Source organism: Sphingobium sp. RSMS, from assembly GCF_005406185.4.
Classification (GTDB): Bacteria; Pseudomonadota; Alphaproteobacteria; order Sphingomonadales; family Sphingomonadaceae; genus Sphingobium; species Sphingobium fuliginis.
On the sequence record NZ_CM191257.1, the window covers coordinates 357,840 to 377,507 of the forward strand.

The following is a 19,668-nucleotide window of genomic DNA, read 5'->3' on the forward strand; positions in this document are numbered from 1 at the left end:
ACGCCGCTTCCCTGCCTTATTGCCGGTGCAGCCTAGCGCTTGTCGACGGGGACATAATCGCGTTGCGCCGGGCCGGTGTAGAGCTGGCGCGGACGGCCGATCTTCTGCGCAGGGTCGGAGATCATTTCGTTCCACTGCGCGACCCAGCCGACGGTGCGGGCAAGGGCGAAGAGCACGGTGAACATCTCGGTCGGGAAACCGATGGCCGAGAGGATCACGCCCGAATAGAAGTCGACATTCGGATAGAGCTTCTTTTCGATGAAATAAGGATCGTGAAGCGCGATCTGCTCCAGTTCCTTCGCCACGTCGAAGATCGGATCGTCGACGCCCAGCTTCGCCAGGACGTCCTTCGCGGTCTTCTGCATCACGGTCGCGCGCGGATCGTAATTTTTGTAGACGCGATGGCCGAAGCCCATCAGGCGGAACGGATCGTCCTTGTTCTTGGCGCGGGCGATATATTCCGGAATGCGGTCGACGGTGCCGATTTCGCGCAGCATGTTGAGCGCGGCTTCGTTGGCGCCGCCATGCGCCGGACCCCAGAGGCAGGCGATGCCCGCCGCGATGCACGCGAAGGGGTTGGCGCCGGACGAGCCGGCCAGACGCACGGTCGATGTGGACGCGTTCTGCTCATGGTCGGCGTGCAGCGTGAAGATCTTGTCCATCGCGTCGACGACGACCGGATCGATGACATATTCCTCCGCCGGGACCGAGAAGGTCATGTTCAGGAAGTTGGCGGTGTAGCTGAGGTCGTTGCGCGGATAGACGAAGGGCTGGCCCACCGAATATTTATACGCCATCGCCGCGATCGTCGGCATCTTGGCGATCAGGCGGTGGCTGGCGATCTTGCGCTGTTCCGGATCGTTGATGTCGGTGGAGTCGTGATAGAAGGCCGAGAGCGCGCCGACCACGCCGCACATGATCGCCATCGGGTGGGCATCGCGGCGGAAACCGCGGTAGAAGGTGGTGAGCTGCTCATGCACCATGGTGTGGCGCGTGATGGTGCGCGTGAAATCCTCCAGTTCCTTCTTCGAGGGCAGTTCGCCGTTGAGGAGGAGGTAGGACACTTCCATGAAGCTCGACTGTTCGGCAAGCTGGTCGATCGGATAGCCGCGATGCAGCAGCACACCGGCGTCGCCGTCGATATAGGTCAGGCCCGAATCGCAGCTCGCGGTCGAGGTGAAGCCGGGGTCGTAGGTAAACATGCCGGTGTTGGCGTAGAGCTTGCGAACGTCGATGACCTGCGGTCCGACCGTGCCGTTCAGAATGGCATAGTCTTTCGCGTTGCCGTCGACGCTCAAAGTGGCATTGTTATCCGACATGGTATTCTCCTGATACTTCAATTGGCCGATGCGTGCCTCACAGCGGCCAATCGTTCCAAGCTCTCCGTCTTCCCCAGAAGGAAAAGGACGTCGAAAATTCCCGGCGAAACCGTGCGACCGGTCAGCGCCGCGCGCAAAGGCTGCGCGACCTTTCCAAGCCCGAGGCCGGCATCCTCTGCCACGCGGCGAATGGCTTCTTCGATCGCTTCGACCGTCCAGGACTGGACGGGTGCAAGAGCGTCGGCTGTCTGTCCCAGCAGCGCGCGTGCGGAATCGTCTAGCAGAGCAAGCGCCTTCTCGTCAAAATCGAGCGGGCAATTTTTGAACAAGAATTCGGCGCCCTCCGCAATTTCGTTAAGCGTCCTGGCGCGGGGCTTGAGCGACGGCATGGCCTCTGCAAGCCGTTTCTCGCCATCCTCCGGCAGGTCGATGTTCAACCTTGCCGCAACCCTTGGCGCGACCAGCGCGGCAAGGCGCGCGTCATCCGCCTCGCGCAGATAATGGCCGTTCAGATTCTCCAGCTTCTTGATGTCGAAGCGAGAGGGCGAGCGGCCGACACCTGAAATATCAAAGAGTTCCACCGCACGCTCGCGGGAAATGATCTCCTCGTCGCCATGGCCCCAGCCGAGTCGCAGCAGATAGTTGAACACCGCTTCGGGCAGCATGCCCAACTCGTCGCGATAGGCATCGACGCCAAGCGCGCCGTGCCGCTTGGACAGCTTCGCGCCGTCGGCCCCGTGGATCAGCGGGATATGGGCGTAGATGGGCTCTTCCCAATTCATCGCCTTTATGATGCCTAGCTGGCGGAACGCATTGTTGAGATGGTCGTCGCCGCGAATGACATGGGTGACGCCCATGTCATGGTCGTCGACCACCACCGCCAGCATATAGGTGGGCGTGCCGTCCGAACGCAGCAGGATCATGTCGTCCAGCTCCGCATTCTGGACGACGACGCGGCCCTGCACGGCGTCCTCGATCGCCGTCTCGCCTTCGCGCGGCGCTTTCAGGCGGATGACGAAGGGCGCGCCTTCCGGGGCTTCGGAAGGATCGCGGTCCCGCCACCGCCCGTCATAGCGCATCGGCTGCTTGGCGGCGCGCTGCCGCTCGCGCAGTTCCGCCAGTTCCTCGGGCGTCGCATAGCAGCGATAGGCATGGCCGGAGGCGAGCATCTGGTTCGCCACTTCGGCATGGCGGGGCGTGCGCTCGAACTGGAAAACCGCCGGTTCGTCGCCGCCCAGCCCCAGCCATTCCAGCCCGTCGAAGATCGCGGCGACCGCTTCCTCGGTGGAGCGGGCCCGGTCTGTGTCCTCGATCCGCAGCAGGAACTTGCCGCCGTGATGACGTGCGAACAGCCAGTTGAATAGCGCGGTGCGCGCGCCGCCGATGTGAAGAAAACCGGTAGGCGACGGCGCAAAACGGGTTACTACCTGCTTGTTCGAACCTGTAGCACTCACCGTTTCATTCCCTGCCATTCGCCCGGATACCACCCGACCCATCCATGATCGCGACGCCCCCTAGCATGGCTTTCGAGCCACGACAAACCTCCGTTGTCAGTTCGGCCCGGGGGAAAGCGGCGCGGATTTGGCGCGGCGTGGAGCTGTGGCTGGAGGAGGAGCGCGAACGGTTGCCGCTATGGGTTCCGGTCGCCCTGGCTGCGGGAATCGCGGCCTGGTTCCTTCTGCCTAATCGGCTGGAATGGCTGGCCTTTTGCTGCGTGACGCTTGCGGTTGCCTGCGCCGCGCTGCTTTTGCCGCCCGGTGGCCGGGTGCGTCAGGCGATCGTCGTCGGTGGCATTCTTGCCTGTGCGGGGTGCCTGCTGGTCTGGGGGAAAGCGACGATCGTCGGATCGCCGCCCCTCGACCGCCCGGCCTTCATCTCGCTGAAGGGGGAGGTCCGGTCGGTCGAAAGGCTGCCCGCGCAGCACATGAGTCGCGTGCTGGTCCGGCCTGTCGGCGTGCCTGCCCTGCCGCCCCTGGTGCGCGTCAATCTTGACGATGCGTCGATGCCGCCGGGGGTCGGGGAGGGAGCCATCATAGCCTTCCGCACAAGGCTGATGCCGCCTGCGCCGCCCAGCCTGCCGGGCGGCTATGATTTTGCGCGCCGCGCCTATTTCGAGGGCGTCGGCGCGACCGGGCGTGTGCTGCCGCCGGTTACGGTCCTGCGGCCGGCCACGGCCGGCCCCCGGTTGAGGGCGCGTCTGTTCGAGCATATCCTGGAGCGCGTTCCGGGACAGGGCGCCGGCATCGCCGCTGCCCTGGCCACCGGCGATCAGGGCGCGATCGCGCAGGCAGATGCGGAGGCGATGCGGCGGAGCGGCCTTGCGCATCTGCTGTCGATCAGCGGTCTGCATGTCACGGCCCTGATCGCTGCGGTGATCTTCCTGTTGATGCGGATGATGGCGCTCAGCCGCCGGGCGGCTCTCGACTGGCCGCTGATGCTGCTGGCCGCGGGCGGCGGCGCTCTGGCGGGCATCGGCTATACGCTTCTGACTGGCGCAGAGGTGCCGACCGTGCGATCCTGCGTCGCTGCCCTGCTTGTGCTGGGCGGACTGGCGATGGGGCGGGACGCGATCACGCTCAGGCTCGTGGCGGCGGGGGCGCTGGTGGTGCTGATCCTCTGGCCAGAAGCATTGGTGGGGCCGAGCTTCCAGATGAGCTTCGCGGCCGTGATAGCCCTGGTGTCGCTGGGCGAGCATCCGGCCTTCCGCGCCTTTCTCGCGCCGCGTGACGAAGGGGTATGGCGCCGGATCGGGCGCAATCTTGCGGGCATGCTGGCGACCGGCCTGGTCGTGGAGCTGGTGCTGGCGCCGATCGCGCTGTTCCATTTTCACAAGGCGGGCATGTTGGGATCGATCGCCAATCTGGTGGCCATACCGCTTACGACGCTGGTGGTCATGCCGCTGGAGGCGACGGCCTTGCTGCTGGACCTCGGCGGGTGGGGTGCGCCCTTCTGGTGGCTTGCCGCGCGATCGATCGACCTGCTGTTGCTGATTGCCCATGGCGTGGCGTCCAGCCCTTGGGCGGTGGTTCTGGCGCCCGCCCAGTCGGGCGTGGTGTTCGGCCTGATGCTGCTGGGCATGCTGTGGTGCCTGCTATGGCGAAGCCGGTGGCGCTGGGCGGGTCTGATGCCCGTGACCACGGGCGTCATGATGGTGCTGACCAGCCCGATGCCCGCCATATTGATAAGCGGGGACGGCCGGCATGTCGCGGTGCGCACTGCCGATGGCGGCATGGCGATGCTGCGGGCGCGAGCCGGCGGCTATGCGCGCGACGTCATGGCTGAAAGCGCGGGTTATGACGGTACCTTGCAGGCATTGACGGCGCTGCCCCAGGCCCGCTGTTCTCCCGATCTATGCGCCGTTCGCCTGAAAGGAGGGGGCCGGAACTGGAACCTGTTGCTGACGCGACGCAGCGTGAGGATCGATAATGCGATACTGGCGCGGGATTGCGCCTATTCAGACATCGTCGTCAGCGACCGCCGCCTGCCGGGCGCCTGTCGCCCACGCTGGCTGAAGGTGGATCGACGCTTCCTCGCCAGGACGGGTGGCCTGACCATCGATCTGGACCATGGCACCATGCGCAGCGCGAAGGCGTGGCATGATGAGCACCCCTGGGTCGCGCGGCCTTCCAGCCGGCCGCGCGAATACAGGAAGCATCAGTTATAGCGGCGCAGCAACCCGGCCAGCTTGCCCTGGATGCGAACCTGCCGAGGGTCGTAGATTTGCGGTTCATAGGCGCTGTTGGCGGGATCGAGCCTGACCTTCGGACCCTCACGCCGGAAATATTTCAGCGTCGCTTCATTTTCGTCGATCAGGGCGACCACGATCTGCCCCTCGCGCGCGACGTCGGTGCGCTGGATAAGCGCGAAATCGCCGTCCAGAATGCCCGCTTCGACCATTGAATCCCCCGCCACTTCCAGCGCATAATGATCCCCGGTGCCCAGCAGCGCGGCGGGAACGGAAAGCATGTTCTGCCCCTCCAGCGCCTCGATCGGCACACCCGCCGCGATCCGGCCGTGCAGCGGAATCTCCAATATGTCGTTGGCGGCGACCGGTGGCCTGCTGGCCGCTGGACCGGGCGTCAGCGGCGGCTTGGCAGGCACGACGACCTTGGGAGCGCGATGCATGGCATCGGGCAGTTTGAGCACTTCCAGTGCGCGGGCGCGATTGGGCAGGCGGCGGATGAAGCCGCGTTCCTCCAACGCATTGATCAGGCGGTGGATGCCGGATTTGGACCGCAGGTCCAGCGCTTCCTTCATCTCCTCGAAAGAGGGGGATACGCCTCCCTCCTCCAGCCGGGTCTGAATGAAGCTCAGCAATTCCTGTTGCTTGGGTGTCAACATCTCGCCTTGCCCTCCTTGGAACGGATGGAGAACGCATAGGAAACGGAACGGGGCAAGTCAAGCGCCTAACCGTTGGGCGCTTTTGCTGGAACGCGGAAGGCCGCAGGCCGTTTAACGCCTGCCTTCCACGAAGAAGGTGAATAGGAGAGAAAGATGGCCAACCAGAACAACCAGGGCGGCGGTCAACGTCGCGACCAGCAGGGCGGCGACCGCTCCAGCCAGGGTGGACGCCAGCAGCAGCAGGAAGACCGGCAGGGCCAGATGGGCGATGAACGCCGTCAGGACAAGTCGCCCGGCAAGCAGCAGCGTTGAAGGAACGGCGGCGGTCCAGCATGGCTGACATCGCCGCCATCCGTCAGGACTGCACTGGAAGGGGTCGCGCGGCGGCCCCTTTCCTTATGCGAGGGGAAGGACCGTGACGGGATCGCCGGCGGCGACCGGAGCAGAGCCGGCGGGGCGCAGGATGAGGCAGTCGGCCATCGCCATGGCCGCAGTGGCGGCGCTGTCCTGCGATGTCACGGAAACGATGCCCGCTTCCGTGCGGAAGGCGCGGAGGTAATCGTCGCGTTCCCCCGTGGCGGGCAGCGGCGCGGCGAGCGTCGCCGGCGCGGTGCGGGGCAGGGGCGATGCCGCGCCCATCATGTTGCGGACCAGCGGCAACAGGAACAGCGTCGCCGTCACGAAGGCCGATACCGGATTGCCCGGCAGGCCCAGGAAGACGGCGGAACCCAATGTCCCCGCCATCAACGGCTTGCCCGGACGCATGCGGATCTTCCAGAAATCGAGCGAACCCCCGGCCTGGACGAAAGCCGGGCGGACGATGTCGTGATCGCCCACCGATGCGCCGCCGGTCGAAACGATGATGTCCGCCTGGCTGGCGCGGGCAAAGGCCTGGACCATGCCGGGGAGATCGTCCGGCACGATCCCCAGATCGATGACATCGCAGGAAAGGCCGGCGAGCAGGGCGGCCAGCATCGGCGCGTTGGATGAGGGAAGCTGGCCGGGCTGCGTCGGCGCACCGGGGGGCACGAGTTCGTTGCCGGTCGAGAGCAGGGCGACCCGCGCCCGGCGCGATACGGGCAGCGTCCCATGCCCGGCCAGCACGGCGAGCGCGATCTGCGCCGCCCCCAATGCGCTGCCGGCCTTCAGCAAAAGGCCGTCCTTGCGGAAGTCGGAACCGGCCGGACGCACATGACGCCCCTTCGTCAGCGCCTCCTCCAGCCCGCGCAGCATGTCCCCCTCGCGCGCGGCATTTTCCTGAATCAGGATGCTGTCGGCGCCCTGCGGCAAGGGCGCGCCGGTGAAGATGCGGCAGGCCTGGCCGGGTTCGAGGGGCGGAGGCGGCGGGCCGCCCGCTGCGCTTTCGGCGGCGACCTGCCATGGCCCGGGCCATTCAGCGGCGCGCACGGCATAGCCGTCCATGGCGGAAAGATCGGCCCAGGGCTGATCACGCAGCGCAACGACATCTTCCTTCAGCCATCGTCCGGCGCAGGCGGGAATGGGCATATGCTCCATCGGCAGCGGCCTTGCCAGCGCCATCAGGCGGCTCTGCGCCTCCGCGACCGGAAGCAGGCTCATGACGCCGGCCCGTCCCCAGCCGTCCAGTCGCCGGACTTGCCGCCGCTCTTGGCCAGCAGGCGCACGTCGCTGATGATCATGCCCTTGTCCAGCGCCTTGGCCATGTCATAGACCGTCAGCAACGCGACCGACGCGGCGGTCAGCGCCTCCATCTCGACGCCGGTCTGACCGGCGGTCTTCGCGGTCGCCGTCACGGTCACGCCGCTGCCGTCGAGATCGAGGTCGATGCTGACCGAACTGAGCGGAATCGGGTGGCAGAGCGGGATGAGGTCGGCGGTCCGCTTGGCCGCCATGATGCCCGCCACGCGGGCCACGGCCAGCACATCGCCCTTCTTCACCAATCCCTGCTCGATCGCTGCTGCTGCATCGGGGCTCATGCTGATGCGGCCGCTCGCGACAGCCTTGCGCGCGGTCGTCGCCTTGGCGGAAACATCGACCATATGGGCCGACCCCTCCTCGTCCAGATGGGTGAGCTTGCTCATCGCCCCGTCAGCAGCCTGCGCGTGGCGGTTTCGACATCCGCCTGCCTCATCAGGGTTTCCCCCACCAGAAAGCAGCGCACGCCATGGTCCGACATGGCGATCAGGTCGTCATGGCTGCCGATGCCGCTTTCCGCAACGAAGGTGCATCCTTCCGGAGCCTGTCCGACCAGTTCGTAGGTGCGGGCGAAATCGACCGTGAAGTCGCGCAAGTCGCGATTATTGACGCCGATCAGGCGCGAGCGGAGCTTCATCGCGCGCTCCAGTTCCTGCGCATCATGCACTTCAACCAGCGCATCCATGCCCAGGCCAAGGGCGGCGTCCTCTATCTCCGCCATCTGATTGTCGTCCAGCGCGGCGACGATGATCAGGATCGCGTCGGCGCCGAGCGACCGGCTTTCCAGCACCTGCCAGGGATCGACCATGAAATCCTTGCGCAGCACCGGCAGGGCGCAGGCCGATCGGGCCGCGACCAGATAATCGTCATGCCCCTGGAAATAGGGTTCGTCGGTCAGCACCGACAGGCAGGCCGCGCCACCCGCCGCATAGGCGCGGGCATGGGCGGGCGGATCGAAATCGGGGCGGATCAGGCCCTTGGACGGGCTGGCCTTCTTGATCTCCGCGATCAGGCCGAATCCGGGGCGGGCGGCACCGTCCAGCGCCTTGCGGAAGCCGCGCGGAGGCGTCTGTTCGGCGGCGCGGGCGTGAAGCGAGGAAATGGGCGTGGCGGCCTTGCGCCGGGCGACTTCCTCCCGCTTTACATCGCAGATTTCGATCAGCTTGTTCGTCATTTATAGGCTATCCAGCAATTGAGCAGCGCGTTGGCAAGGCCGCGGTCGATGGTTTCGGCGGCTTCCTCCACGCCTTCGCGGAAATCGGACACGGCGTCGGCCACGACAAGGGCGGCGGCGGCGTTCAGCAGCACCGCGTCACGATAAGGCCCCCCTTCGCCTTGCAACAGGGCGCGCAGGGCGGCGGCGTTATAGGCGGGGTCGCCCCCCCTGATCGCCTCGACCGGATGGGTGGACAGGCCGAGTTCGGCAGCGGTCAGGCGGCGCGTCGCAACCAGCCTGCTGCCTTTCACCTCCGCCAGAGCATTGCCGCCGGCCAGCGACAGTTCGTCCAGCCCTTCGTCGCCTGAAACGATCATCGCATGATCGACGCCCAGTTCCGCAAGCGCCTCCGCATAGACGGGGACATAGTCCGGACGCGCTATGCCGACCAGTTGACGGCGCACCCCGGCCGGATTGGCGAGCGGCCCCATCAGGTTGAAGATGGTGCGTTCCCCGATCGCCCTGCGGATGGAGCCAAGCCGTTTGAGCGCGGGATGATAGTTCTGCGCAAAAAGGAAACAGATGCCAAGATCGGCCAGCGTCGCTTCGGCTGTCGTGGCGGCGCGGTCCAGGTCCAGGCCGAGCGCTTCCAGCGTATCGGCTGCGCCGGCCTTGGAGGAAGCGGCGCGGTTGCCATGCTTGGCCACGGGCACGCCCGCCGCCGCGACCACCAGCGACACGGCGGTCGAAACGTTGAGGGTATGATGGCCATCGCCGCCCGTGCCGCAGACATCGATCGTGCCCGCCGGCGCCGTGACTGGGATCATGCGGTGGCGCATGGCGCGGGCGGCGGCGGCGATTTCCGTTGCCGTCTCGCCACGCCGGGCCATGGCGACGAGAAAGCCGGCGATCTCCTCTTCCGGCAGGTTGGCGTCGAACAGCAGGTCGAAAGCCTTTGCGGCCTGTTGCGCGTCGAGTGGGGTGGCGGGATCGGGCAGGCGGGTCATCGACGCTGCCTTAATCATGGGAAGGCGCCGGAGTCGAGATGGGGAAGCGCGAAAGTCGTTATGGCAGCGCAATATGGTGCGCTAGGCGATGCGGTCGCTACAAGTTTGCCGCGGCGTTCCTGCCTTCTCGTAATTTGCCGGACGGGCTGATTTGGGGGTAATCGGACACCCGCTTTACCCCTCTCCCTTGAGGGAGAGGGCTGCGCAGACTTGGCAGCTTGCTGCCTAGTCGTAGCTGGAAGAGGGGGTCGCGATCCAGGGGATCGCGCGGGCCGCAGGCCCGCTCCCCCCTCATCCAAATCAGCCCAGGCTCCTTCATCGCCAAGGCTTCCTATCCTTCCCCCTCAAGGGAGAAGGAAGGTCCTGAATTGGCCATTCCCCCCAAATTCCGAACTTGGTCTAAGGTGAGGCCGCTTCAGGCCGCCGCGCGTTCGCGAACTGGAATGCCGGCGATCCGCATGAAGTTCGCCAGCATGTCATGACCATGTTCGGTGGCGATGCTTTCCGGGTGGAACTGGACCGAATGGATCGGCAGGTCGCGATGCCGGAAACCCATGACCGAGCCGTCCTCGCTGGTGGCGTTGACGATCAGCGTTTCGGGAATCTCCTCGACGATCAGCGAATGGTAGCGGGTGGCCGTGAAGGGCGAAGGCAGCCCCTGAAACAGACCCGTGCCGTCATGGGTGACGGGAGAGGTCTTGCCGTGCATCAGGCCGCCGCGCACCACCTTGCCGCCGAAATGCTGGCCGATCGACTGATGGCCCAGGCACACGCCCAGCAGCGGCGCACCCGCATCGGCGCAGGCGGCCACGAGATCGAGGCTGACGCCTGCTTCATTGGGCGTGCACGGACCGGGCGACAGCAGAAATGCCTGCGCGCCGGTGGAGAGGGCCTGGCCGGCGGAAATGGCGTCGTTGCGGACAACCTCCACCTGCGCTCCCAATTCCATGAGATAATGGACGAGGTTCCAGGTGAAGCTGTCATAATTGTCGATGACGAGGATCATGCAGCGGCTTTAGCGCGGGATCGAAGCTTGGGGAAGGGCCGCATTTCCGCGGCAGCGACGATTTGGGTGGGAAGCCGGACAGGGAGTGTCGACCCCAAGCGCATGTGCTTCCGCGAAGGCAGGGGGCAAGCATCGACTGGCGGTGGCAAATGGATTTCCCTTCATTCGCCCATCTCGTCCCATTTGAAAGCCAAGCGGGTTTCGCCGGTCTGCACGCCGTCCGGGTCGAAGCGGCGCTCCGAAATGACGCCTTGTCCCCGCGCGTCGACTGCGACGATCGTGCTGCATCGCGTGCCATAGACGGGATTGCGGATGAAGATGGGCGAGATCATCGCCTCCGCCGGAATGTCGGAGGGTGCATCGGGGGCAATGCCGGCATGGGGCAGGCTTTCCGCGCGGAGGGCGCCGAACAGCGTCAGAGGATCGTCGGCTCCGGCGACCAGCCAGTCGAGCAAGGCGGATTTGAGGGCGAGCGTCTTCGGCCAAGGCGCATCGAGCGTGCCGTTGGAAAGGCCATAGAGGCCAGGCGTGAGTTCCGTGCGAAGGAGGTGAGGGCGGTTGGTCAGGAACAGCGCTCGGTCCCGGTCGATCAGGATGAGATTGAACGGATTGAAATCCCCCAGCGGAGCCGTCTCGTCGCCGCTCAGAAGGTCCGTCACCAACGCGCCGCGGGACGCGCGATCGGGATCGGGCCCGCCATAGCCGCGCAGGTTGGTGACGATCGCGGCGCGCCCTTGTTCGGAAACGCCCAGCCAGGTTCCGCCGGAAAGCAGGTCCCGGCCTGCGATCAGATGGTCCGGCTGTTCCCAGCGGGCGAGCGGCGCTGCGGGGCGCGCGTGCAGTTCGTCGCGATTGCCGATGAGGATCAGCCGCCAGCGGGGGTGCGCGTCCCAAGCCATTGCCATGATGCACATGCGTGTTTTCCTCCAGATCGGGAGCGGCTTGATAAACGGTCCGCGCCTCTCCATATAGGCCGGTGCCGGGTTCGCCCGGCTATGGTGATAAATCGTATCGTGCAATAGGCGCAGCGGACCCGGGGGCGGTACCCGGCGGCTCCACCACATTCCCCGTCGTTCCGGGGCGCGTGACGGGGCCGAACTAGGATCGACGTGTGTTGAAAAGCGATGCCTTCACCCGGCCTGAGTACGCCGTAAAAAGGTTCAAAACTCACAAGTGCCAACGATAACGAGGCTCTTGCTCTTGCTGCGTAATTGATGGCCTCACGGCCGGACATTACTCAAAAAGAACGCGGTTGAACCCACCGGGCAACAGAAGGGAATTCAGCGGCCGCCGGAGGGGCCGGGCAACAGAACCCTCCGGACCTTCCCTCACAATTCCACTTTTTCCAGTCGGCTCGTCGCGGGATCGCTGGCCCCCTGCGCGGCTGCTCGCGAATCGATGAAGTCCGGAACGACTTCATTCGATTACACTTTTATGACAGTTAAAAGAAAAAGATATAAGATGTTGAATATAGGGCGATAAAAATCCTTTTCAGTGGATGCTCCTGCCCTTGCTCCCATGTCATCAAAGTGAAATACTTACAGCTATTATAGAAGGTTTTTTGGAGGTTTTGGATGAGGAAGGCCGCAGCAATTTGTGGGTTGGCTCTGGCGGCGATGGCCCCGGCTGTGGCATCGGCTGCCGATGATACCATCATAGTGGGCGTGTCCGACAAGGGGCTGGCCTCCAAGGCGCTGGCAGCGGGGGACTATCAGGTCGCTGCTCGCCGGCTGGAGGCGCTGCGGTCCGATTTCCCCGACGATCCGGCTCGACTCATTAATTTGGGAAATGCCTATGCCGGAATGGGGAAGGCAAAGGCGGCACGCAATGCATATCAGGCGGCGCGCTTCGCTCCTGACGCCGTGCTGGTGACGGCTGATGGGCAGGAAGGATCATCGCGGGAGATCGCTCGCAAGGCGATCGGCCGTCTGCAGACAAGTTACGCCATGCGCTGAACAGGCGCAAAGGCGGACACCCTGGGTGCAGGGAGCGGGGGCGTCGTCCTTTTGGGACGGCGCCCCTTTGTCCTTGCGGCTTGGAAGCTGTTCCGCCTTCATCAGGTGCCTAGATCGCGCTGCGTTAAATCATACGCAGGCCGCGCGCTGCGGATGGCCCGATCCCATGGCAAGCAGAGCAAAGATCGGGGCGATGTCGCAAAAGTGAAACATGCGTCTTCAAACTGTCATTTGAAAGACCTCGATATGTCATAGAAGCGGCACAACCCTGTCATCTGTCGCGCCTAACTGCCGCCAGCAGGGCGACAGGGGGCGTTGTCCGATTCGAGTTTCTCCCCTGCGCTCCGCAACCTTTATGAAGCCGGCGAGCGCCGGGGCGGAGACTCCATGGTCAAGAATAACCGTTTCAACACCATCCTGATGGCGGGCTGTGCCTGTGCCGCGCTCAGCGCATGCGGCGCCAATGACGTCGCCTCGCCCGGCAGCGGCGGTGACATCACCATCAACTATCCCACCCCCACGCCGACTCCGACACCCACGCCGACCCCGTCGGCGACGGTAACCCCGGCAGGCGGTTGTCCGACCCTTCCGGCTGGCGCCAATCCGCTGGTCGATAGGGGCACCACCGCCACGACGCCGACCGGTGTATGGCGCATCTGCGAACTGCCGTCGCGCATCAACCAGTCGATCACCCTGCCGAAGCTTGCCGGCCTGCTCTATTCGCTCCCCGGCCGCGTCGATGTCGGTTGCGACCGCGGACCCAGCGACAGCCAGATTCCCGCCGGCTGCACGCTGCCGTCCGTCACGCTCACCATCGAACCCGGCGTTATCGTCTATGGTGCCACCGGCACGTCCTGGCTCGCGGTCAATCGCGGCAACAAGATCAATGCCGTCGGCACGGCCGACAAGCCGATCATCTTCACCAGCAAGAGCAATATCGACGGCGCAGTGAACGACAATTCCATCGGTCAGTGGGGCGGCGTCGTGCTGATGGGCCGTGCTCGCATCACCGACTGCACCACCGGCTCGGTCGGCGCGGGCACCTGCGAGCGCCAGACCGAAGGCGCGGCGGACCCGGCGATCTATGGCGGTACCCTCGACACCGACAATAGCGGCACGATGAAATATGTGCAGATCCGCTATTCGGGCTATGTGCTGGGCGCCAACACCGAATTGCAGGCGCTGACCACAGAAGGCATCGGCAGCGGCACCACGCTGGAATATATCCAGAGCCACAACAGTTCGGACGACGGCGCCGAATTCTTTGGCGGCACCGTCAAGATGAAGCACTACATCGCCACCGGCGCGGATGACGACAGCCTCGACATCGACACCGGCTTGCAGGGCTTCTTCCAATATGTGCTGATCGTGCAGCGCCCTGGTCAGGGCGACGCGCTGATGGAGGTCGACAGCAACGGCTTTGAAGGCGATACGCCGCGCCAGAAGACCATCGTTGCCAACTTCACCGCGATCCAGGCGCAGTCGAGCGCCAATAACGACGCCAATGACCAGGCCTCGATCCTGTTGCGCGGCAATGCGGACCTGACTCTCGTTAACGGCATCGTCAACTCCCCGAACAACGAGTGCCTTCGCATGAACGGCAGCGGCACCACTCCGGCGACGCTGACCGCCCGTTCGGTCGTGATGGCGTGCAACGCCACCAAATATCTCGGCACGGGCAGCATCACCGCGGCGCAGGTCGCGACAGCCTTCGGTTCGGGTTCGAACGGCAATAACGACGCTTTCACCATCTCGCTGAGCAGCCTGTTCATCAATGGTGCCGGCGAAACGGCTGTGACTCCGTTCGATGCCAAGACGCTGGACGCCTATTTCGACACGACCAGCTATGTCGGGGCGGTCAAGGACGCGAATGACAATTGGTACAAGGGTTGGACCTGCAACTCCGCCACGGCAGCGTTCGACACCACCAGCAACGCCAACCGCGCCTGCACTTCGCTGCCGGTCACCTAAGCGCCCGACGCAGCCATGAACGGGGCGGGCGCGGCTTTCAAACGAGCCGTTTCCCGCCCCGATCTCGCAATTCCAATATTTAGGGGACATTCGATGGCGACGCCGCTCAAGCTTGCGGGCCTGCTGTTCATTTCATCCGCGCTGGTCGCACCGGCTGCAATCGCGCAAACCGCCAGCGCACCGGCCGCCGGTTCTCAGCCGACCGATCCCGCCCCGGTGCCGGGCCAGCCCGCAAAGGAAGCGGATCAGGGTTTCGTGCCCGACATTTCCATTCCCGGCAGCGACATCATCGTCACGGGCCGCCGCGGCGCGAATATCCAGAAGAGCGCGCCCGCCGTCGTGTCGATCCTGTCGTCCGCCGATATTGCCCGGACAGGCGACGGCAACATCGCCGGCGCCCTGGGCCGCGTCACCGGCCTTAGCGTGGTGGGTAGCGGCTATGTCTATGTGCGCGGCCTTGGCGACCGCTATTCGCTGGCGCTCCTGAACGGCTCCCCCCTGCCGAGCCCCGAACCGCTGAAGCGGGTCGTGCCGCTCGACCTGTTCCCGACCAATATCGTCTCGTCCTCACTGGTGCAGAAGAGCTATTCGGCCAATTACCCAGGCGAGTTCGGCGGTGGGGTCATCAATCTCACGACCAGCGTCATCCCGGCAGAAAGCTTCGTCACGGTGAGCGGTGGCATCGGCGCCAATGATGAGACGACCGCGCAGATGGGTTACACCTATTATGGCAGCGGCAGCGACTGGACCGGCTTCGACAACGGTTCGCGCGACATTCCGCCGGCGCTCAAGGCCTTCTTCCGGAGCGGCGAGCGGATCAGCTCGGGCAATGTTGACACCGGCGCGATCGCCAGCCAGCTCGTCAGCTTCGACAATGCACTGGTCCAGCGGGTGCAGGACGTGGCGCCCAACTATAGCGCGACCATCTCCGGCGGGACCTCCTTCGATCTGGGCGGGGCGGTGTTGGGCCTGATCGCGACGGCGGGCTACAGCAACCGTTGGGTGACGCGTGACCAGACGCAACAGAACTCGCTGACGCCTGATCTTGGAACGCTGGAAAATGATTTCCGGCGGGTGACGACCGACAATCGCATCATCGTCAACGGGCTGCTGGGTGTCGGTCTGGAATTCGGGGACAACAAGATCCGCTGGACCAACCTCTATATACGCGACACGCTGAAGCATACGCGGCTGGGCATCGGCCATCGGCAGGAAACGGCCGTCGACTTCATGCAGCAGGATACCGCCTGGTATGAAAGGCAGTTGATCGACACGCAGGTCGTCGGTGAGTTCAAGTTGACGCCGGAACTGAGCCTGGACGTGCGGGGCGGCTTCGCCAACTCACAACGCGAGGCTCCGGCCGAACTGACCCTGGAATATGTCCGCACCAATTCGGCGTCCGATCCCTTGGGCCAATATTTCGTGAACCGCCTGAACAATGGCAATGGTGGCGACGCGACGATCAGCTATTCCGACCTTAACGAGGATCTGTGGTCGAGCGGCATCGACCTCAGCTATCGGCCGACGCCCGAACTGTCGCTGACCGCGGGCTATGCCTTCCTGAACACCAGCCGCACAAGCTCCCGCCGCGACTTCCAGTTCACGGCGCCCAGCACTTTCCCTGAAGGGGTGGCGCTGCTGCGGCCGGACCTGTTGCTTCGGCCGAGCGTAATCGACACCTTCGACATCGTCCTCATCGAAACCAATGAGGGCAATCCGGCTTTCCGAGCGCGGCTGCGCAATCATGCGGGCTATGGCAAGTTCAATTGGCAGATCACTCCGCAACTGTCGATCGATGCCGGCGTCCGCTATGAAAAAGCGAAGGAGACGGTGTCGCCGATCCAGGTTTTCAGCACGCCCGGTGCCAGCCTAGCCGCGACCAGTCTGAAGAACGATTATTGGCTGCCGTCGGCTACAGTGACCTGGCAGGTCCGCCCTGACATGCAGTTCCGCGTCAATGCATCGAAGACCATCGCCCGGCCGCAGTTCCGCGAGTTGATCTATCAATTCTACTTCGATCCGGATACGAACCGCCGTTATCAGGGCAATCCCTACCTTCAGGACAGCCAGCTTTATAATGGCGAGGCGCGTTTCGAATGGTATTTTGCCCGAGACCAGCGCTTCTCGCTGTCGGGTTTTTACAAGCGGATCAAGAATCCGATCGAAACCTTCATCTCGGGCGGCGAGTTCATCACCAGCTTTGCCAATGCGCCCAAGGCGAATCTGTATGGCGGCGAAGTCGAATTGCAGAAATATGTCGATCTGTCGGGCGTCGGCAGCGATGCGTTTTTCGCAACGCGGCGTTTGGTGGCGATCGCCAATTATACCTATACCAAGTCAAAGCTGAAGGTCGGCGCCGATGATCCGGTTGCGGTGTTCGGTTCCTCGTCGGGCAACGCGACCGACTTCTTCCGCGATGGAGCGCCGCTGACGGGCCAGTCAGATCATCTGGTAAACCTGCAACTTGGGATCGAAGATCAGGAAAGCCTGTCGCAGCAGACGCTGATCCTGTCCTATGCCAGCAAGCGCGTGACCAGCCGTGGTCTGGCTAACCAGAACCAGCCGGATGTCTATGAACGGCCACCGATCAATCTGGACTTCGTCGCACGGCAGGGCGTGCATGTGGCGGGTCGCCAGTTCGACGTGAAGTTCGAGGCCCGTAACATCCTGGATAAGGATTATAAGGAAACGCAATCGAACGGGACCAATATGGTCGTCTATAACGCGTATCGCATCGGACGGACGTTCAATTTTTCGCTCTCGACGACCTTCTGAAAGCCCGTTGTCGAGGGGATGGGGATGCCGCCTCTCGACCCTCCGCCGGTCTTTGCCTGATCCTCCTCATGTCTCCGCATGGGGAGGATTGCGTTTGCTAACGGGCTGATTGGCGCGACGGGGCTGTTCGTGATAGTTCGAACTCCAGGCAGATGCGCGGAGGCGGCGCATGAATCGGGAAGTCGAACTGAAGCTGGAACTGGCGCCCGATGCGGCGGATGCTTTCGGGCGACTGGACTGGCTCCCGGCGGACTGCGACGTGGCGACATTGCGGTCCGTCTATTTCGACACGGCGCAGCGGGATCTGGCGGGCCGGGGGATCAGCCTGCGTATTCGCCGGTCGAACGGCCAGCGGGTGCAGACGGTCAAGGCCGATGGAGAGGGCGGCGCGGGCCTGTTCGCGCGGGCGGAATGGGAAATGCCGGTCGCGGACGATGCGCCAGTGCTGGACGCCCGGACGCCGATAGCCGAGCTGCTGGGGCAGGGGGTGCATGGCATCCAGCCTGTCTTCCATGCCGAAGTCGAGCGGCGCAGATGGATCGTGCGGCAGGATGATGCCCTGATCGAACTGGTGCTGGACCGGGGGCAGGTGAGCGCCGGGGACCGGCAGGCCGCGATCTGCGAAGTCGAACTGGAACTGAAATCCGGCTCACCGGGCGCCCTGTTCCTCCTCGCGCGGCGGATCGACGCCGAAATGCCGGTCCGTCCCGGCGTGCTGACGAAGGCGGAGCGAGGATACCGGCTGCGCGACCGGCTTGCCGCCTTCGTCAAGGCGGAACCGGTGGCGCTCGACCCGTCGATGCGGGCGGAGGAGGCATTGTCGCGGATCGCGGGAACCTGCCTGCGGCACTATCGGCTGAACGAGGCGCTGCTGCTGGATCATTATGATTCAAGGGCGCTGCACCAGGCACGGGTGGCGATCCGCCGGTTACGCTCGGCCCTTTCGCTGTTCAGGCCCATGCTGGCTCCTGCGGATGTGGAGCGCTTCCAGGGCGAGCTCAAATGGCTGGCGGCTATGCTGGGCGAGGCGCGCAATCTGGATGTGCTGGCCGAACGGGTCGAGACGGAGGAACTGCGCGAGCGATGGGATGCGGTTCGGGGCGAGGTGCATGGCCGCGTGCAGGAATGGCTGCGCTCGGCCCGGGTTCGCATGCTGCTGATCGATCTTGTCGAATGGCTGACCCTGGGCGCGGGGCATGGCGGGGGCAAGGTGCAGGCGATGCGGGACGAGCCGGCGGCGGACTTTGCCGCGCGGCGCTTGCGGCGGCTGCGCAGGCGGATCGCGAAGGAGGGCAGGGGGCTTGCCGGATTGAGCGACGAAGCGCGCCATGAGGTGCGCAAGGATGCCAAGAAACTGCGCTACGCCTCCGAATTCTTCGCCGGGCTGTTCGAGGGCAGGAAGGCGCGGCGGCGGCGGGGCAAATTCATCGCCGCGCTGGAACAGGTGCAGTCGGAACTGGGCGCATTGAATGATCTGGTCGCCGCGCCGGGGTTGCTGGCGCATTATGGGCTAGGGGGAGAGGAAGCCAGGCTGCGTCCGAAGCGGAAACGGAAATTATTGGGCGCCGCGGCCCGCGCGCATGAGGATTTGCTGGAGGCCCCTCGCTTCTGGCGGTGAGGGTATTTGCGGCGAGGGATGGAGAGCGGATGGTCTGAGCGCCGCCCTCTCCTTGAAGCATGTCGCGCTTGATGGGCTGCCAATGGTCATTCGCGACCCACCCGATCACCCCCAGGGCCGTTCGCGATACCATTTTGTGATCACATGCTTGACGCCGCTGCGTACCTTCATGCCGTGGTGGATGCTGGCGGGATTATAGGCCCCCGGACCCAGCCGGTTGTTCCACGCCAGCAGCTTGCCGGTTTCGGGCTGTACCGTCTTGCCGATCTTGACGAAGCGGGTCGCGCCGCCCGCCGCCGGTTCGTTCAGATAGACCATCAGCGTCCATGTGCGGTTCCCGGAAACCGCGCAGAAGCGTTCGAAATCGGGGCCCTTGGGTTCGAAATAGTCGGTATGCGCCTTGAATTCCTGACCGACGGAATAGCGCTGCCCCTGAATGGGTTCGCCATGGGCGGGATCGATGCCGGCGAAGGCGGCAAGCTTCGCGTCGATCCTCGCCACAAGCGGGTCGGAAGCGTCCAGGTCGCATGTCTCGCTGGTGCGGAAATATCCGTCGCCATTCGCGTCCGCGATGGTGGAGGGGCGGCGGTGGGCGTCGATCCGTTCGATCAGGCCGGCACATTCCTCCGCCGACAGGAAATGGCGCTGGATGAACAGGACCAGGTCGCGGCTGGGCACGCGCTGGATGCGGGGGTGGGATGCGATCCAGGCAGGATCGGCGTCGGGCGCGGCGGGAGGGAGGCTATCGGCCATCGGCAGGGTCCAGGAAGCGGAAATCCGGCCTTTTGCTATCGCTGGCCGCGCGAAATGCAAGCGCCGTCGCTTCGGCCGTTGCGATTGTCATCA

Annotated in this window: 16 protein-coding genes and 1 other RNA gene; 7 read left to right on the top strand and 10 right to left on the bottom strand. The window is 64.6% G+C overall.

Annotation, left to right across the window (positions count from 1 at the left end; genetic code table 11):
* Nucleotides 1–32: 32 nt before the first annotated feature.
* Together EGM87_RS01675 and gltX are read right to left on the bottom strand one after the other, a co-directional pair.
* Nucleotides 33–1,319 (bottom strand): citrate synthase, encoded by a 1,287-nt coding sequence (locus EGM87_RS01675; protein WP_025549270.1) that lies wholly within the window; start codon nt 1,317–1,319, stop codon nt 33–35.
* 17 nt (nt 1,320–1,336) lie between these two features.
* A complete protein-coding gene (gene gltX, locus EGM87_RS01680; protein ID WP_044661820.1) occupies nt 1,337–2,791 on the bottom strand; it encodes a glutamate--tRNA ligase in 1,455 nt (484 codons plus the stop codon).
* Between the two features lie 47 nt (nt 2,792–2,838).
* Between gltX and EGM87_RS01685 the strand changes: the two genes are divergently transcribed.
* Nucleotides 2,839–4,983, top strand: coding sequence for a ComEC/Rec2 family competence protein (locus EGM87_RS01685; RefSeq protein WP_137709226.1), 2,145 nt, complete (start codon nt 2,839–2,841; stop codon nt 4,981–4,983).
* On the opposite strand, the gene lexA is transcribed toward EGM87_RS01685, so the two are convergent.
* A complete protein-coding gene (gene lexA, locus EGM87_RS01690; protein ID WP_025549267.1) occupies nt 4,974–5,660 on the bottom strand; it encodes a transcriptional repressor LexA in 687 nt (228 codons plus the stop codon). The genes EGM87_RS01685 and lexA overlap by 10 nt on opposite strands.
* 153 nt (nt 5,661–5,813) lie before the next feature.
* Between lexA and EGM87_RS01695 the strand changes: the two genes are divergently transcribed.
* Nucleotides 5,814–5,972, top strand: a complete 159-nt coding sequence (locus EGM87_RS01695) for a hypothetical protein (protein WP_165363390.1) — start codon at nt 5,814–5,816, stop codon at nt 5,970–5,972.
* 84 nt (nt 5,973–6,056) lie between these two features.
* On the opposite strand, the gene EGM87_RS01700 is transcribed toward EGM87_RS01695, so the two are convergent.
* From EGM87_RS01700 to EGM87_RS01725, 6 genes are all read right to left on the bottom strand, one after another.
* Nucleotides 6,057–7,238, bottom strand: a complete 1,182-nt coding sequence (locus tag EGM87_RS01700) for a molybdopterin molybdotransferase MoeA (RefSeq protein ID WP_137709225.1) — start codon at nt 7,236–7,238, stop codon at nt 6,057–6,059.
* Nucleotides 7,235–7,720: a cyclic pyranopterin monophosphate synthase MoaC gene (gene moaC, locus EGM87_RS01705; protein ID WP_025549266.1), complete on the bottom strand. Its 486-nt coding sequence runs from the start codon at nt 7,718–7,720 to the stop codon at nt 7,235–7,237. The genes EGM87_RS01700 and moaC overlap by 4 nt, the downstream gene beginning before the upstream one ends.
* Nucleotides 7,717–8,508, bottom strand: a complete 792-nt coding sequence (gene trpC, locus EGM87_RS01710) for an indole-3-glycerol phosphate synthase TrpC (protein ID WP_137709224.1) — start codon at nt 8,506–8,508, stop codon at nt 7,717–7,719. Before trpC ends, moaC begins: the two co-directional genes overlap by 4 nt.
* Nucleotides 8,505–9,497 (bottom strand): anthranilate phosphoribosyltransferase, encoded by a 993-nt coding sequence (trpD, locus tag EGM87_RS01715; protein WP_137709688.1) that lies wholly within the window; start codon nt 9,495–9,497, stop codon nt 8,505–8,507. Before trpD ends, trpC begins: the two co-directional genes overlap by 4 nt.
* 415 nt (nt 9,498–9,912) lie before the next feature.
* On the bottom strand, nt 9,913–10,503 hold the full coding sequence (locus EGM87_RS01720) for an anthranilate synthase component II (protein WP_025551081.1): 591 nt from the start codon (nt 10,501–10,503) through the stop codon (nt 9,913–9,915).
* Nucleotides 10,504–10,664: 161 nt separating this feature from the next.
* Nucleotides 10,665–11,417, bottom strand: coding sequence for an NRDE family protein (locus EGM87_RS01725; protein WP_137709223.1), 753 nt, complete (start codon nt 11,415–11,417; stop codon nt 10,665–10,667).
* 24 nt (nt 11,418–11,441) lie between these two features.
* Between EGM87_RS01725 and ssrA the strand changes: the two genes are divergently transcribed.
* The 5 genes from ssrA to EGM87_RS01750 all read left to right on the top strand — a co-directional run bounded on the left by ssrA (nt 11,442) and on the right by EGM87_RS01750 (nt 18,822).
* Nucleotides 11,442–11,786, top strand: a transfer-messenger RNA (tmRNA) gene (gene ssrA, locus EGM87_RS01730).
* A 291-nt stretch (nt 11,787–12,077) separates the two neighbouring features.
* Nucleotides 12,078–12,458: a tetratricopeptide repeat protein gene (locus tag EGM87_RS01735; protein WP_048575384.1), complete on the top strand. Its 381-nt coding sequence runs from the start codon at nt 12,078–12,080 to the stop codon at nt 12,456–12,458.
* A 387-nt stretch (nt 12,459–12,845) separates the two neighbouring features.
* Nucleotides 12,846–14,429: a beta-helix domain-containing protein gene (locus EGM87_RS01740; RefSeq protein WP_048575382.1), complete on the top strand. Its 1,584-nt coding sequence runs from the start codon at nt 12,846–12,848 to the stop codon at nt 14,427–14,429.
* A 93-nt stretch (nt 14,430–14,522) separates the two neighbouring features.
* Nucleotides 14,523–17,204, top strand: a complete 2,682-nt coding sequence (locus EGM87_RS01745; protein ID WP_137709222.1) for a TonB-dependent receptor domain-containing protein — start codon at nt 14,523–14,525, stop codon at nt 17,202–17,204.
* A gap of 169 nt (nt 17,205–17,373) precedes the next feature.
* Nucleotides 17,374–18,822, top strand: coding sequence for a CYTH and CHAD domain-containing protein (locus EGM87_RS01750; RefSeq protein ID WP_137709221.1), 1,449 nt, complete (start codon nt 17,374–17,376; stop codon nt 18,820–18,822).
* 105 nt (nt 18,823–18,927) lie between these two features.
* Here the strand turns inward: EGM87_RS01750 and EGM87_RS01755 are convergent, their stop codons facing one another.
* Nucleotides 18,928–19,575, bottom strand: a complete 648-nt coding sequence (locus EGM87_RS01755; protein WP_171009974.1) for a prolyl hydroxylase family protein — start codon at nt 19,573–19,575, stop codon at nt 18,928–18,930.
* Nucleotides 19,576–19,668 lie beyond the last annotated feature (93 nt).

Excerpts from the sequence above, each read along its gene's own strand:
- EGM87_RS01675 (WP_025549270.1), bottom strand. The coding sequence starts at position 1,319 with ATGTCGGATAACAATGCCACTTTGAGCGTCGACGGCAACGCGAAAGAC.
- gltX (WP_044661820.1), bottom strand. The coding sequence starts at position 2,791 with ATGGCAGGGAATGAAACGGTGAGTGCTACAGGTTCGAACAAGCAGGTA.
- EGM87_RS01685 (WP_137709226.1), top strand. The coding sequence starts at position 2,839 with ATGGCTTTCGAGCCACGACAAACCTCCGTTGTCAGTTCGGCCCGGGGG.
- lexA (WP_025549267.1), bottom strand. The coding sequence starts at position 5,660 with ATGTTGACACCCAAGCAACAGGAATTGCTGAGCTTCATTCAGACCCGG.
- EGM87_RS01695 (WP_165363390.1), top strand. The coding sequence starts at position 5,814 with ATGGCCAACCAGAACAACCAGGGCGGCGGTCAACGTCGCGACCAGCAG.
- EGM87_RS01700 (WP_137709225.1), bottom strand. The coding sequence starts at position 7,238 with ATGAGCCTGCTTCCGGTCGCGGAGGCGCAGAGCCGCCTGATGGCGCTG.
- moaC (WP_025549266.1), bottom strand. The coding sequence starts at position 7,720 with ATGAGCAAGCTCACCCATCTGGACGAGGAGGGGTCGGCCCATATGGTC.
- trpC (WP_137709224.1), bottom strand. The coding sequence starts at position 8,508 with ATGACGAACAAGCTGATCGAAATCTGCGATGTAAAGCGGGAGGAAGTC.
- trpD (WP_137709688.1), bottom strand. The coding sequence starts at position 9,497 with ATGACCCGCCTGCCCGATCCCGCCACCCCACTCGACGCGCAACAGGCC.
- EGM87_RS01720 (WP_025551081.1), bottom strand. The coding sequence starts at position 10,503 with ATGATCCTCGTCATCGACAATTATGACAGCTTCACCTGGAACCTCGTC.
- EGM87_RS01725 (WP_137709223.1), bottom strand. The coding sequence starts at position 11,417 with ATGTGCATCATGGCAATGGCTTGGGACGCGCACCCCCGCTGGCGGCTG.
- EGM87_RS01735 (WP_048575384.1), top strand. The coding sequence starts at position 12,078 with ATGAGGAAGGCCGCAGCAATTTGTGGGTTGGCTCTGGCGGCGATGGCC.
- EGM87_RS01740 (WP_048575382.1), top strand. The coding sequence starts at position 12,846 with ATGGTCAAGAATAACCGTTTCAACACCATCCTGATGGCGGGCTGTGCC.
- EGM87_RS01745 (WP_137709222.1), top strand. The coding sequence starts at position 14,523 with ATGGCGACGCCGCTCAAGCTTGCGGGCCTGCTGTTCATTTCATCCGCG.
- EGM87_RS01750 (WP_137709221.1), top strand. The coding sequence starts at position 17,374 with ATGAATCGGGAAGTCGAACTGAAGCTGGAACTGGCGCCCGATGCGGCG.
- EGM87_RS01755 (WP_171009974.1), bottom strand. The coding sequence starts at position 19,575 with ATGGCCGATAGCCTCCCTCCCGCCGCGCCCGACGCCGATCCTGCCTGG.